12 protein-coding genes are annotated in these 14,172 nt (G+C 68.5%); 9 read left to right on the forward strand and 3 right to left on the reverse strand.

The features are described 5' to 3' along the window. The first annotated feature begins 102 nt into the window (after positions 1–102). Positions 103–2,085: a primary-amine oxidase gene (locus tag MRBLWO13_RS18190; RefSeq protein ID WP_341975494.1), complete on the forward strand. Its 1,983-nt coding sequence runs from the start codon at positions 103–105 to the stop codon at positions 2,083–2,085. A gap of 22 nt (positions 2,086–2,107) precedes the next feature. On the opposite strand, the gene murQ is transcribed toward MRBLWO13_RS18190, so the two are convergent. Further along, positions 2,108–3,043, reverse strand: a complete 936-nt coding sequence (murQ, locus tag MRBLWO13_RS18195; RefSeq protein WP_341975495.1) for an N-acetylmuramic acid 6-phosphate etherase — start codon at positions 3,041–3,043, stop codon at positions 2,108–2,110. Then, positions 3,033–3,932, reverse strand: coding sequence for a BadF/BadG/BcrA/BcrD ATPase family protein (locus MRBLWO13_RS18200; protein WP_341975496.1), 900 nt, complete (start codon positions 3,930–3,932; stop codon positions 3,033–3,035). The genes murQ and MRBLWO13_RS18200 overlap by 11 nt, the downstream gene beginning before the upstream one ends. A gap of 100 nt (positions 3,933–4,032) precedes the next feature. Here MRBLWO13_RS18200 and MRBLWO13_RS18205 point away from each other — a divergent pair, with 100 nt between their 5' ends. Continuing rightward, positions 4,033–5,433, forward strand: a complete 1,401-nt coding sequence (locus MRBLWO13_RS18205; RefSeq protein WP_341975497.1) for an MFS transporter — start codon at positions 4,033–4,035, stop codon at positions 5,431–5,433. A 4-nt stretch (positions 5,434–5,437) separates the two neighbouring features. Here the strand turns inward: MRBLWO13_RS18205 and MRBLWO13_RS18210 are convergent, their stop codons facing one another. Next, positions 5,438–6,598 (reverse strand): DUF998 domain-containing protein, encoded by a 1,161-nt coding sequence (locus tag MRBLWO13_RS18210; RefSeq protein ID WP_341978495.1) that lies wholly within the window; start codon positions 6,596–6,598, stop codon positions 5,438–5,440. A 145-nt stretch (positions 6,599–6,743) separates the two neighbouring features. Here MRBLWO13_RS18210 and MRBLWO13_RS18215 point away from each other — a divergent pair, with 145 nt between their 5' ends. The 7 genes from MRBLWO13_RS18215 (at position 6,744) to MRBLWO13_RS18245 (ending at position 14,064) form a co-directional block, all read left to right on the forward strand. After that, the gene (locus MRBLWO13_RS18215) at positions 6,744–7,700 is read left to right on the forward strand and encodes a helix-turn-helix domain-containing protein (protein ID WP_341975499.1); all 957 of its coding nucleotides are present in this window, start codon (positions 6,744–6,746) and stop codon (positions 7,698–7,700) included. 161 nt (positions 7,701–7,861) lie between these two features. Beyond that, positions 7,862–8,650 (forward strand): MoaF C-terminal domain-containing protein, encoded by a 789-nt coding sequence (locus MRBLWO13_RS18220; protein WP_341975500.1) that lies wholly within the window; start codon positions 7,862–7,864, stop codon positions 8,648–8,650. Between the two features lie 53 nt (positions 8,651–8,703). Then, positions 8,704–9,870: an ABC transporter substrate-binding protein gene (locus tag MRBLWO13_RS18225; protein WP_341975501.1), complete on the forward strand. Its 1,167-nt coding sequence runs from the start codon at positions 8,704–8,706 to the stop codon at positions 9,868–9,870. A gap of 80 nt (positions 9,871–9,950) precedes the next feature. After that, positions 9,951–10,811 carry a branched-chain amino acid ABC transporter permease gene (locus tag MRBLWO13_RS18230; RefSeq protein ID WP_341975502.1) on the forward strand — a complete coding sequence of 287 codons (861 nt, stop codon included), beginning with the start codon at positions 9,951–9,953 and terminating at the stop codon, positions 10,809–10,811. Next, entirely contained in the window at positions 10,798–12,570 is a 1,773-nt protein-coding gene (locus MRBLWO13_RS18235; RefSeq protein ID WP_341975503.1) for a branched-chain amino acid ABC transporter ATP-binding protein/permease, read from the forward strand. Before MRBLWO13_RS18230 ends, MRBLWO13_RS18235 begins: the two co-directional genes overlap by 14 nt. Continuing rightward, entirely contained in the window at positions 12,567–13,259 is a 693-nt protein-coding gene (locus MRBLWO13_RS18240; protein ID WP_341975504.1) for an ATP-binding cassette domain-containing protein, read from the forward strand. Before MRBLWO13_RS18235 ends, MRBLWO13_RS18240 begins: the two co-directional genes overlap by 4 nt. A gap of 154 nt (positions 13,260–13,413) precedes the next feature. Next, entirely contained in the window at positions 13,414–14,064 is a 651-nt protein-coding gene (locus tag MRBLWO13_RS18245) for an HAD-IA family hydrolase (protein ID WP_341975505.1), read from the forward strand. The last annotated feature ends 108 nt before the right edge of the window (positions 14,065–14,172 follow it).

The raw sequence follows: 14,172 nt of genomic DNA on the forward strand, positions 1-14,172 counted from the left end.
GCCCCACCTCCGCCGATTCGACGCTTGTGCGCGCGCACCGCGGGGCGTAGCATCGTCGCAACCCGTTTATTGAGCATGCGCTCGAAATAGTGAGGTACGAAGATGTCCCACCAGCCCGTCCACATCGAGAAGATCGCAACACCGCACCCTCTCGACCCCCTCACCGGCGCGGAGATCGCCGCCACCCGTGCGGTGCTCGAATCCGCGGGGCTCATGGGTGACACCGTCCGGGTGCCGATGCTCCTTCCGGACGAGCCGACCAAGCGCGAGCTGGCGGCATGGAAACCCGGCCATCCCATCGATCGGCGGGTCGACGTCACCCTCCTCGACACCGCCACCGGTGTCGCCACCGAGGTCGTCGTCTCCCTCACACGCGGCGAAGTCGTCAGTGCTCAGCGCGTACCCAACGACGCCCCGCCCTACGGACAACCGCAGTACCTCTTCGAGGAGTACGAGCGCGCCGAGGCGATCGCGAAGGCTTCCCCGGAATGGCGCGCGGCGATGAGACGCCGGGGCCTCGAAGAGCACGTCGAGCTCGCCATCTGCGGCCCGCTCGCCCCGGGATACACCGGTCGCGCCGATGAGGTCGGCCGTCGTGTCATCCGCTCGCTGACCTTCCTCAAGTACGACGAGAACGACTCACCGTGGGCGCATCCCGTCGAAGGTCTCATCGTGCACATCGACCTGACGACGAACAGCGTCATCCGGGTCGAGGACCACGGCGATGTGCCGGTGCCCGCCGGCCACGGCAACTACTACCCCGAAGTGCAGGGCGACGCCCGCACCACCTTGAAGCCGATCGAGATCACCCAGCCCGAGGGGCCGAGCTTCACCCTCTCCGGCTCGCTCGTCGAGTGGGAGAAGTGGGCGATGCGGGTCGACTTCAACGCCCGCGAAGGACTGGTGCTGCACGACATCACGTTCGACGGACGTTCGGTGCTCAGCCGCGCGAGCGTGCCGGAGATGGTCGTCCCCTACGGCGACACAGCTCCCGGGCGTTTCTGGATCAGCTACTTCGACGCCGGCGAATACCTCCTCGGCAAGAACGCCAACCACCTCGAGCTCGGCTGCGACTGCCTCGGCGTCATCCGCTACCTCGACGGCTTCGTCGCCGACGATCACGGCAACCCGGTCCGCATCCCGAACGTGATCTGCATGCATGAGGAGGACTACGGCATCCTCTGGAAGCACACCGATCTCTCCGGGCGCTCCGACGTCCGCAGATCCCGCCGCTTCGTGGTCTCGTACTTCTCCACGATCGGCAACTACGATTACGGCTTCTACTGGCATTTCTACCTCGACGGTTCGATCGAGGTCGTGGCGAAGGCCACCGGCATCGTGTTCGCTGCAGCGGGCGAACCCGGCGTGCGGCAGAAGCACGCGACCGAGCTCGCTCCCGGCGTTTTCGCCCCCGTGCACCAGCACCTGTTCTGCGCCCGACTCGATGTCGCCATCGACGGCGAGGACAACCGTCTCGTCGAGGTCGACGCGCAGCGGATCCCGATGGGCGCGGACAACCCCTTCGGGAACGCGTTCACGTGGTCGGAGACGACACTGGCGACCGAGTCCGCGGCGCAGCGCGAGGCCGATGCCTCCGTCGCTCGCGCCTGGGAGGTGCAGAGCGCCTCACGCACCAACCGCGTCGGTCGCCCCACCGCGTACCACCTGATCCCGGAGCCGACCGCGTTGCTAATGGCCGACCCTGCATCATCCGTCGCGGCGCGGGCAGCCTTCGCCACGAAACACCTCTGGGCGACGCAGCACGAGGCCGGGCAGATCTGGCCGGCGGGCCGCTACCCGAACGCGCACCAGGGCGGATCGGGGCTGCCCGAATACGCGGCGGGCGACCGTTCCCTCGATGGTGAGGACATCGTGCTCTGGCACACCTTCGGCCTGACGCACTTCCCGCGGCCGGAGGACTGGCCGATCATGCCCGTCGACTACGCCGGATTCTGGTTCAAGCCCTACGGCTTCCTCGACCAGAATCCTGCGCTGGACGTTCCGGAGTCATCGCAGGCGCACGGGAGACCGGATGCCGCGGGCGGTGGTTGCTGCGGCAGCGGCGCGTGCACGTGCGGCCACTGAGATCGAATCAGGCCTGCCCGCGTCAGCGGAGAGCGGCGATGGCATCGCGCAGGATGCCGTCGGCGGCCTCGAGCGCCGATGCGCCCTCTTCCGCTGATGCCCCGGTGGCGAGCACCAGGAGGGCGAGCTTGACCGACCCGCCTGCCTCGCGGAGCGCGGAGGCCGCTTCGGGGGTGCCGACACCCGCGAGGGTCGACACCGTGCGGATCGACCGCGCGTGCAGCTTCTCGTTCGTGGCGAGAAGGTCGACCATCATCCCGCGGTAGGTCTTGCCGAGCTTGATCATCGACAGGGTCGTGAGCATGTTCACCACGAGCTTCTGCGCGGTGCCCGATTTCAGCCGCGTGGATCCGGAGATGAACTCCGGGCCGGTGACGACCTCGATGGCGATGTCGGCCACGGCTCCGATGGCCGAGTCGCGGTTCGACGCGATCGCGATGGCGAGCGCGCCCTGTTCCCGAGCGAACGTCAGCCCGCTGATGACGTACGGCGTGCGCCCGGATGCCGAGATCCCCACGACCGTGTCGAGCGCTCCGATCTCCATGTCGCGCAGTGCGACGATCGCCGCATCCTCATCGTCCTCTGCATTCTCCACGGCCGAACGGATCGCGGGTTCGCCGCCGGCGATGAGCCCGACCACCATCGAAGGATCCGTACCGAAGGTGGGCGGGCACTCGCTCGCGTCCAGAACGCCCATGCGGCCCGCGGTGCCCGCGCCCATGTAGACGAGGCGTCCGCCGCGTCGAAAACGATCGGTGATGCCGTCGACTGCCCGTGCGATCTCGGCGGACCGCTCGGCCACCGCGGTCGGCACCCGCTGATCCTCGGCATTCATGCGCCGCACGAGCTCTGCGGTGTCGAGCAGGTCGAGATCGCCCCGTTCGGCGTCCTGCGCCTCGGTGTCGAGCTGCGAGAGCTCGTTGAGGAGCTCGGTCAGGCGAGTGGTGTCATCCGGCACGGTGCACGAACCTTTCATGGGGAAGATCGGAGCGACGGGTGAGCAGCAGCGCCCCGTCGAGAGCGTCGCCGGCCGCAGGCACGACCTGGCGACCCGCTGCACGAAGCGCGGCCTCCAGAGCCTGTCGGAACCAGCGGTGATCGGTGAGCCCGCCATGCACGACGACGTCGACGGTGCGTCCGGCTGCGGCGACGGCGGATGCTGTGAGCAGTCGCACGGCCTCGGCCGCGATGGCTGCGGCTGCGGGGTCTTCGGCGGCAGCGGCGTCCAGCACCAGCGGGGCCAGCGTCGCGAGTCGTCGAGCGACCGGTCCGTCTTGCGCGAGCCAGGCCGGGATGTCGGACGGCGCCCCGATAGGCCCGCCGATGTCGGAGACGAGGCGCGTTTGCGGGCCGAGACCCGAGGTGGCACGCAGGACGGCGCGGAGCGCCTCGCGGCCGAGCCAGGAGCCGCTGCCGAAGTCGCCGATCTCCGGACCCCAGCCGTCGACCAGGCGCACGTCGTCGTCGACCCCGAGCGCGGCGGCACCGGTCCCGGCGATGAGCAGCACTCCGGTCGCACCTTCGAGAGCTCCGATGTGCGCGGTGACGACGTCGGAGGTCACTGCGACGCGAGCGCCGGTCTCGGCAGCGAGGCGCCGCGCGAGGTCTGCGGCGGCATCCGGAGCCGCCCAGGCGCCCGCCGCGCCGACGCCGAGAAGGCCGATCGGCGTCGGGAACTGCTGCAGCAGGGGAAGGATGGCGCCGACCGCGGCATCGACGCCGTCACGGGCAGCGAGTCCCGGCGCGCCGAGGCCCGTGCGGGCCACGCGTTCGGTGCCGGTACCGGAGGCGACTCTGCACTGGGACTTGCCGAGATCGACGGCGACGCCCACGGACGGATCTGGCATGGGACAAGTCTACGCATGCGATCGGGAATACCCCCCGGGGGTATGTGTTACGTTCTCCAGAGCTGCCGATCGACGGCAGCGCAGAGAGAAAGGCCGCCTCGTGTCCACGACCCAGAGCAACCCCGGAGCCGTACTCCTCCGAAGTCCCCGGAGGGGACTCGGCCTCACCCTCATCGCGGCAGCCCAGTTCGTCGTCATCATGGACACCTCGATCATCGGCGTGGCGCTGTCGGACATCGGTCGCGATGCCGGATTCGGCGCGGATGGCCTGTCCTGGATCTTCAACGCCTACGTCATCGCGTTCGGCGGACTGCTGCTGCTCGGCGGACGACTGTCCGACCTGTTCGGCGCTCGCAAGATCTTCAGCATCGGCTGGGTCGCTCTGCTCGTCGGATCGCTCGCCGCCGGCCTCGCGACGACACCGTGGGTGGAGATCGCCGCCCGTGGCGTCCAGGGTGCAGGCGCGGCACTCATCGCCCCCGCCGCACTGACGCTGCTGATGACCCTCTTCGGCGGCACGCCCATGCTTCCGCGCGCGTTCGCGGTGTACGGCGCCGCCGCACCGATCGGAGGCACGGCAGGCGTCTTCCTCGGTGGCCTGCTCACCGAATACCTCGGCTGGCCGTGGGTGTTCTACATCACGGTGCCGATCGCCGTGGTGATCCTCGCTCTCACACCGCTCGCCTTCCCCGCCGGGGTTCGCGCCACCGGGAGAATCGACGTCATCGGCGCCGTCACGGGCACGATCGGCCTCGCCCTCACCGTTTTCGGCATCGTCCGCGCCCCGGAGGCCGGCTGGCTCACCGTCGAGACGCTCGGCGCGCTGGGAGGCGGCATCGTGCTGCTCGTCGGCTTCGTCGTGCGGCAGGCTCGCGCCGCTGAGCCGCTGCTCCGGCTGGGGATGCTCCGGATGCCGCAATTGGCCGGCGCGAACATCGCGCAGCTCCTTCTCGGCGCCGCCTGGATACCGATGTGGTTCTTCCTCAACCTGTACCTGCAGAACGTGCTCGGAGCATCCGCCTTCGCCTCCGGTGCAGCGCTCGTGCCGATGACCGCACTCATCGTCGTCGGGATGACCGTGTTCGCTCCCCGGTTGGCGGCACGATTCGGCACCAGAGCGATGGTGACGAGCGGCTTCGTCCTGCTCGGCATCGGCGTCGCGATGCTCGCCCTCGCACCGGCGGACGGGTCATACGCGGCGCATGTGCTCCCCGCCTCACTGGTGGCCGCATCCGGAATGGCGCTCGCCTTCGTCCCGTCGCTCACGACGGCCATCGCGAGCGCTCCGCCCGCCGAGGCCGGAGTCGCATCGGGCCTCGTCAACACGAGCTACCAGATCGGCTCTGCGCTGGGTCTGGCTGCGCTGTCCGCAGTCAGTACTGCCGTCGGCGGTGCGACCGGGGAGAGCGCCGGCTACAGCGCCGCGTTCGCGGGCGCCGCCCTCATCGCCGTCGCCGGACTGATCGCCGCCACGGCGATGCTCCGATCCGCGCGGAACTGACCGTTCAGGCCGTCGACGCCACCGGACCCGCCGCCGCTCCCGCGGTGGCCGCGGGTCCGGTGGCCGTCTCGCCCGGCGGGCCGGCTGGCGCGCTGATCGACCCGGCGGTGCGCAGGAAGACGATGATCCAGCTGAAGATGAGGATCGCGGCGATGAGTTCGACCGCCGTCAGGTTGTAGTACCCGGTGGCGAAGAACACCCCGAGCAGCATGATCACCAGTACGTAGACCCAGCCGAACACCACGAACACCCGCGGGATGCTGCGCAGGAACCAGGGCAGCCCGACCACGATGACGGCGAAGGCCACGCACATTCCGGTGGCCACGGTGTTGTGCAGGGGAAGGAACTGGTCCACCGGGAAGACGCCGACGCATGCGAGGAAGATCCCGATCAGGATCAGGCCGGCGCGCAGGACGACCCTGCCCCGGCGATCGACCGGCTCCTCGACGGGCAGACCGGCCGTGGCGTAGCGCGCGATCGTCGTCACCATGACACCGGCGATGATCAGTGTCAGATTGAACGCCCGCGACGCGCTGTTCGTGCTCATCCCGAGTGCCGACAGGTTCTCCTGCCACCAGTGCACGTCGCTCGAGGCCAGCATGCTGGCGAACGCTCCGATCACCAGGAAGACCGTGAGGACCAGGGACAGCGTCATCGGCGTGAGGCCCGCTGCGCTGAGGAAGCACACGTATCCGGTGAGCCCGACGGCGACAGCGACGAGAATCGCGCCGGGGAACCCGAAGACCGGCGCGTCGGTGAATGCCTGTTCCAGCAGTTGGGCGATGCCGATCCAGCCCAGGTAGGCGATCGCCGCATGCGCGAAGGCGATCGCGGCCAGGTCGTACCAGCGCAGTCGATCGCCGGGCACGCTGAATCCGTCGCGCGCGACATCCGACGGCTGATCGACGGGACGCACGGCGTAACGGCCGAGCGCGAACGCGATCACCGCGGCGATCGCGCCGCCGATCGCCGCGAATGCGCCGATCGATCCGGCGCCGCTGATCGCCAGGTCTCTGCCCCAGAAAGCCAGGAGGCTGATCGGAAATCCGATGGCCATGAGGCCGGCCCCGACGATCAGTGCGACGGCCTCGAGAACGGCCGCCGGAGTCTCCGGCCCGCGAGCCGCCCGCAGAAACTGCAGGAGCCGCTCCCCCTGGGTAATCATCACGCGCCCTCCGAGCGTCAACGGACTTCTGGTCGTCATCCTATGGCGATGCGATCTTCGCCGATCGCGCATCGACCAGCGGTGGTAACATCACCCTACGGATCGTATACAAAGTCGTCGTTCCACCATCCCGAGGTGTTCCATCATGATCGGTGTACCCGCTGCTCCCGCCGAATCGGTGTCGACCCTGGTCGCGCGCAACATCAGTGAGTTCCGCGCTGCCGTCTCCGAGTCGTTCGTGCCCCTGCAGGTGTCGAGCGTCGGAGCCGATCGGTTCCGCGGTGTGATCCGCGGCGCGTCCGTCGACGAGGTGCACGTGAACGACGTGCGCGCCACCTCCCACGTCGTCGAGCGCACGCCTGAACTCATCGCCCGAGGTGACCGCTCGTATTTCAAGGTCAGCCTCATGCTGGCCGGCACCGGCATGCTCATCCAGGATGACCGCGAAGCCGTGCTGCGCGTCGGCGACCTCGCCGTCTACGACACCGACCGCCCTTACTCGCTCGTGTTCGACGAGGACTTCCGGACCATGGTCGTGATGTTCCCGAAGCACCTCATCAGCCTGCCGCCCGACATGATCGGCCAGCTCACCGCGGTGCGCATCTCCGGCCAGGAGGGGCTGGGGAGCATGGTCGTGCCCTATCTCACCCAGCTCGCCGGCAACCTCGACCAACTCGCCGGCACCACCGGAGCACGCCTGGCGCACAGTGCGCTCGACCTCGTCACCACCGTCTTCACCCGCGAGCTCGGGCTCGACGAGTCGTCGGCGGATCCGCACAGAGCCCTGGTGCAGCGCATCCGCGGTTACATCGATCGCAACCTCGCCTCGACGGACCTGGGTCCCGCCTCGATCGCCGCCGCGCACTTCATCTCCACCCGACACCTGCACGGACTCTTCCAGGAGCAGGGCATGACCGTGTCGACCTGGATCCGCACCCGCCGCCTCGAGCAGTGCCGACGTGATCTCCTCGACCCGATGCTCGCGGATCGCCCCGTCGCCGCGATCGCCGCGCGCTGGGGCTTCGTCGATGCGGCGCACTTCAGCCGCGCGTTCAAGACGGCCTTCTCGGTATCTCCGAGCGAGTACCGCTCCGCGCACTGACCGCGACTTGCCCCGGAGGGCACGCCGGTTGACTCTCGGCGCGCGATGGTCGCGTTGCCCTTGAGCGGATGCCCCGGCCAGAACCAGCATGAGGCAAGTGCACCGCGATGGCGCGGCGCCCGGAGCGACGTTGCTCCGCCGCACGCGACCTCAGGACGCTCATGACCGACACCTCCATCGATCCCGCACTGGACGAGTGGCGCACGTATGACGAGTTCGCGGCCGGCATCGACACCTACCGGCTGCCGAACACCTCCCTCGATGGAACGAGTCTTTCGCTCACTCTCGACGACGGTTCCGTGCTCTCCTTGGTCTTCGCCTCGAGCACCGTCTCCTGGTCCGGATTCGACACGTCGGGGACCGCCCCCTACGACGCTGTCGCCGTGCGCGATGACGTCCTGTTCGTGAACATCCCACTCGCCAGCCGCGAGCGTGAGGCGATCACCGTCGTCTATTCGACGACGACGCACCGCGCATCCGTCATCCAGTCCCGCATCGGCGCCGAGGCGATCGACGGAACGCCTCAGGTCGGCCAGGAGTTCTGGGCGGCGACCACGGACGCCGGCGTGGCCACCGGCGAGGCACCCGGGCCCAGCCGCGACCTCATCGGCAAGCGCAACGTCTACCGCTACAGCCCCGATCACCTCTACGAGCACGTGTACATCTCCAGCCAGCGCTATGCCTGGCAATGCCTCGAGGGCGTGCAGCGGGGCCACGGCGACATGGACCTGTCGACGGTGTGGAAGTTCGCCGACGGCCTGTACCTGTTCTGCTTCCGGGAGTTCCGGATCGCCGTCGCCAGCGTGTGGCTGCACGATCTGGGATATCAGCTGATGACGACCGGCATCTTCCTCGGCCTCAACGGCGACGGCGATGCCGAGCACTCCCGCGGCGGCGGCCACATCTATCCGCTCGGCTCCGTCGCGTATCCCGACGTCCAGCCCCTCTGAGCTGCAGGCAAAGCTCACGACCCCGATCACCCGAACACGAGAGGCAGAATCACATGAACACAAGAGCAACGGGCACAGCAGCCCTCATCGCCGTCGCCACCCTCGTCCTCGCCGGCTGTGCCGGCGGAGACAGCGGAGGAGGCGAGGGCGCGCCGATCGTCGTCGGCTCCGTCAACACGCTCAGCGGCCCGGCGACGTTCCCCGAAGCATCCGAGGCGGCAGCCGCCGTGTTCGATGCCTTCAACGAGGCGGGCGGCCTCGACGGCCGCGAGATCGAGTACAAGGTGCTCGACGACAAGGGCGACCCGGCGACCGCGACCGCCTCCGCCCGCGAGATGGTCGGCAGCGACGAGGCTGTGGCGCTCGTCGGATCCGCGAGCCTCCTGGAGTGCGAGATCAACGCCAAGTACTACGAGCAGGAGGGCATCCTCTCCGTTCCCGGCATCGGAGTCGACACCGGATGCTTCGCCAGCGACAACATCTCGCCGGTGAACGTCGGGCCCTTCAACGACATGACCCTCACGCTGCAGTACGGCTCCGAGGTTCTCGGACTCGAGGACATCTGCGTCCTGCTCGAGATCGCCGGTTCCACGCGACCCACCTATCAGGCCGCGATCGACAAGTGGACCGAGCTCACCGGAAAAGAGCCGAAGTACGTCGACGACACCGTGCCCTACGGCGCATCGGACTACACGCCGTACATCGTGAAGGCGCGCGAGCAGGGCTGCAAGGCTCTGGCCGTCAACCCGATCGAGCCTGACGCGATCGGTCAGCTCAAGGCCGCCAACGCGCAGGGCTGGGACGACGTCACGTTCCTGTACCTGACCAGCGTGTACAGCGAGAACTTCGCAGCAGCGATCGACAACGCAGCCGGTGGCATCTACGTCCCGGCCGAGTTCTACCCGTTCACCGAGGAGAACGAGATCAACAAGGAGTGGCGTGACCTGATGACCGCGAACGACATCGCGCTCACCTCGTTCAGCCAGGGCGGCTACCTCGCAGCGACGTACTTCATCGAGGTGCTCAAGGGCATCGACGGCGACATCACGCGCGAGAGCGTCAGTGAGGCGTTGAAGAACATGGACCCGATCGAGAACCCGATGGTCGGCACGCCCTACGCCTTCGGCACCGACAACACCGCCGGTTGGCCGATCGTCCTGAAGTCGGGCACCAACGCCTGGGAGCAGGTCGCGGACGACTGGTTCCGCTTCGAAGACTGACCGCACCCACCCCGGTCGTTGAGCGCCGCTTCGCGCGCTCGACGACCGGGCACCACCGTCCGACCAGAAAGGACAATCCCATGCTGCAAGGAGCCATTGCCGGCCTCGCCGCCGGCGGCCTCTACGCCGTTCTCGGCGTATGCCTGACGCTCATGTCGCGCCTCGTTCGGGTCGTCAACTTCGCCCAGGCCGCGACGGGCATGTTCGGCGCATTCACCGCGGTCTGGTTCGTTCAGGAAGCCGGACTGCCCATCTGGCTCGGCTCCGTGCTCGGCGTCTTCGTGGCTGGACTCCTCGCCGCGGCCATCGGCTGGATCGCCGCCACCTGGCTGTCGGAGGCGTCGACCACCACACGATCCGCGATGACCGTCGGCCCGTTGCTGCTGCTCATCTCGATGTCGTTCATCCTGTTCGGCAACAAGCCCCAGCCGTTCACGCCGATCATCGCCGGTCCCGCATTCCAGGCCGGTGGCGTCGTCGTCAGCCAGGTCACCGTCGCCACGGTCTCCATGGCCGTCATCACGGCGATCGTCGTCCGGATCGTTCTCCGGCGCACCAGGGTCGGAACGCAGCTGCGCGCACTCTCCGAACGCCCGACGACCGCCGAGCTCCTCGGCATCCGCTCTCGCCCGTTGTCGATCGCCGTCTGGTTCGTCACCGGCATCATCAGCGCCATCGCGATCATCATTGTGGCGCCGTCTCAGTCCAGCGATGCGACCGGGCTCTCGATGCTCATCGTCCCCGCGGCGGCGGCGGCGCTCCTCGGCGGATTCCGGCGGCTCGATCTCGCCGTGATCGGTGGAGTCGTCCTCGGCGTCCTCGGCGGAGTGGTCGCCCAGATCGACGAAGTGGCGTTGGTGCGCAACTTCCTCCCGTTCCTGTTCATCGTCGTCCTGCTGCTGTGGACGCAACGCAAGGAGGTGTGGGATGCCGCTCGCTGAACGCTCCTGGTTCCGGCTCTCGTGGCCATTCGCCGTCGGTCTCGCCGCGATCGGCGTCGGCGCGATTCTGAGCTCCGCGCTTCCCGGCTACTTCGTCTTCCTGGCGATCAGTGCGGTGATCGCGGCCATCGCGATCCTCGGTCTCGGGATCGTCACCGGTTCCGCCGGGATGATCGCCCTCTGCCAACTCACCTTCGCCGCGGTCGGCGCATGGATCGTGTCACTGCTGAACGTCATGCAGGCACCAGGCGGGTTCATCGTCTGGCTGTTCCTCGGCGGCATCGCAGCGGGACTGGTCGGCGTGCTCGTCGGGCTGCCGGCTCTGCGCCTTCGTGGGGTCAATCTCGCCGTCGTCACGCTCGGTTTCGCTGCGGCAGCCGACGTCACCCTCGTGCAGATCCAGTTTCCCGGGTCTGCCGACGGCACCGCGATCGAGCGCCCGGCGCTGTTCTCCAACGACCGCGAGTTCTTCTTCCTCTCCATCGTCGTGCTGACGATCTGCGCGCTGGCGGTCTTCTTCCTGCAGCGCGGCAGCTGGGGTTCGAGTTGGAAGGCCGTTGCCTTCTCCGAACGCGGCACCGCGGCTGCAGGGCAGAGCGTGCAGGTCGCGAAGCTCACGGCCTTCGCTGTCTCCGCTGCTCTCGGCGGCATCGCCGGCGGACTCCTCGCCGGCCAGGTGCAGTTGCCGTTCGCGTCGAGCTTCACTCCCCTGCAGTCGCTCGCGCTCTACGTGCTCGCCGTGATGTCGGGCGCGCATCTGATCGACATGGCGATCCTCGGCGGCATCCTCTGGGTGCTGGTTCCCGAGCTGCTCAAGCGTTGGGGCGTGCCTCAGGACTGGGCGTTCGTCGTCTTCGGTGTGCTCGGAGTGCAGGCGCTCACCGGTGGCACGAACCTCGGGCAGAGCATCCGCAACCTCCTCTGGAAGCGCGCGGACCGCAAGACGGCGAAGGCGAAACTGACGGCGCTGCCGCCTGGCGCCGAACCGGATGCCGCCGCCATCACGACCACGACGACGGCCACCGTCGACGAGGCCGCTCTCCGCGGAGAACCCGTGCTGACCGTGGAGGGGTTGACGGTGCAGTTCGGCGCGCTGAAGGCGCTCGACGACGTGTCGCTCGAGGTGCCTGCGGCGTCGATCATGGGGCTCATCGGCCCGAATGGCGCCGGCAAGTCGACCTTCGTCGACGCGATCAGCGGCTTCCTGCCGAAGCACGGCGGGCGGATTCGCCTCGACGGACGCGATCTCGCCGGGCTCTCGCCCACTCGCCGAGCGCGCCTCGGCCTGCGGCGCACGTTCCAGCAGGATCGAGTTCCGCCCGCGCTCACGGTCGGCGGCTACGTCCGGTTCGTCGCGCGGCGACGGCTCGCGGCATCCGACATCGACGAGGCCCTGGAGTTCTTCGGCTGCCCGCCTGCTCGCTCCCGCCTGTCGAGCGTGGATGTCGGAACGAGGCGCCTCGTGGAGGTGGCCGCGAACGTGCTCGCCAAGCCCCGTCTGCTCATCCTCGACGAGCCGGCCGCCGGCCTCTCGCACGGGGAGCACCTCGCGCTGGCCGCGCGACTGCGGGAGCTTCCCGCGCGATTCGGCGTCGCGCTGATCATCATCGAGCACGACCTCGACCTGGTCCGCTCGGTCTGCCCGACGCTCACGGTGCTCGACTTCGGTCGCGTGCTGGCGAGCGGCCCGCAGGCCGAGGTGCTGGCGAACCCGGACGTGGTCAAGGCCTACATGGGAGAAGCGGAGCTGCTGTCATGAGCGAACTCGTGCTGAACGACGTCACGGTCAGCCGCGGAGCCGGCGCTGTCATCTCGGACGTCTCGCTCCGCGTCACCGGCGGCGACGTGCTCGCCCTGGTCGGTCCGAACGGTGCAGGCAAGACGAGCCTGATCGAGTCGATCTCCGGTGTGACGCCGCACTCCTCCGGCTCTCTCACGCTGGATGGCGACCCGATCGACAAGCTGTCCCGGGTCGCCAGAGCACGGCGCGGCATCGTGCACATTGAGCAGGGACGGGCGGTGTTCCCCTCGCTCACCGTGCGGGAGAACATCTCGTTGACCGCGCGCACCGCCGCCGAGCTCGACGCGGCGATCGCGCAGTTCCCCGAGCTGGAGAAGCGCATCGACTCCCCCACCGGGCTGCTCTCCGGTGGGGAGCAGCAGATGGTCGTGCTGGCCCGCGCATTCGCCGCAAAACCGCGGATCCTGCTCATCGACGAGATGTCGCTGGGCCTCGCGCCCGTCGTCTTCATGCGGCTGATGCCGATCGTGAAGTCGATCGCGGATTCGGGTGTCGGCGTGCTGCTCGTCGAGCAGTTCACGCAGCTGGCGCTCAGCCTCGCCCGCGAGGCGGTGGTCGTCGCCGGCGGCGCGGTTTCCTTCCAGGGCACCTCCGAGGCGCTGCGCGCCGACCCGGAGTTGCTGCATCGCGCCTATCTCGGCGGCTGATCGGCATCCTGTGCACGGATGCCCGCGTACCGGATGCAGGACCAAAACCCGCGTGCCGGGAGACACACCGCGGGGTGGTCCTGCATCCGTGCGTCGGTCCTGCAAGTGGTACGGCCGGACGGACGCCGGGGCTACCAGCGGCTAGCCTGAAGGGGTGACTCAGACCACCCACGCCCGCGCCGTCCTGCTCGATATGGACGGCACCCTCGTCGACTCGACCTCGGTCGTGGAGCGCCTCTGGCTCGCGTGGGCAGAGCCGCACGGCATCGATCCCGAGACGGTGCTCAGCGTCGTGCATGGTCGTCAGGGGCACCAGAGCATGGCGATCCTGCTGCCCGAGCGAGATCACGCGATCAACATCCACGAGAACCAGGTCATGCTGGCGAACGAGTCGAGCGACGTCGAAGGGGTGGTGGCGATCGCCGGGGCCGAGGCGCTGCTGAAGGCCGTCGAAGGGCTTCCGCATTCGATCGTCACCTCCGCTGACGTCGCACTCATGAACGCGCGAATGGCCGCCGCCGGCCTCACCGTCCCGCAGCTTGCCGTCACGGCCGAGAACGTAACGGCATCCAAGCCCGACCCAGAAGGGTTCCTCCGCGGCGCGGAACTGCTCGGCATCGAACCCGCCGACTGCGTCGTCTTCGAGGATTCGGGTGCCGGCATCCAGGCCGGACTCGCAGCGGGGATGCGGGTGATCGGCGTCGGGAAGCACGCGGCTGCCCACAACCCCACGTACGTCGTCGACGATCTCACCCAGGTCGCCGTCGTCCGCACAGACGACGGGTTCGAGCTCACGATCGGCTGAGGCCCGCCGCTCCGCGCCTACCGATCGCACGCCGCACGCAGAACTGCACGAACTTCGCACGAATCTCCCAGATCTCTGCGAAGTTCGCGTTGTTCTATGAAGTTCCGA

The organism is Microbacterium sp. LWO13-1.2, from assembly GCF_038397725.1.
Classification (GTDB): Bacteria; Actinomycetota; Actinomycetes; order Actinomycetales; family Microbacteriaceae; genus Microbacterium.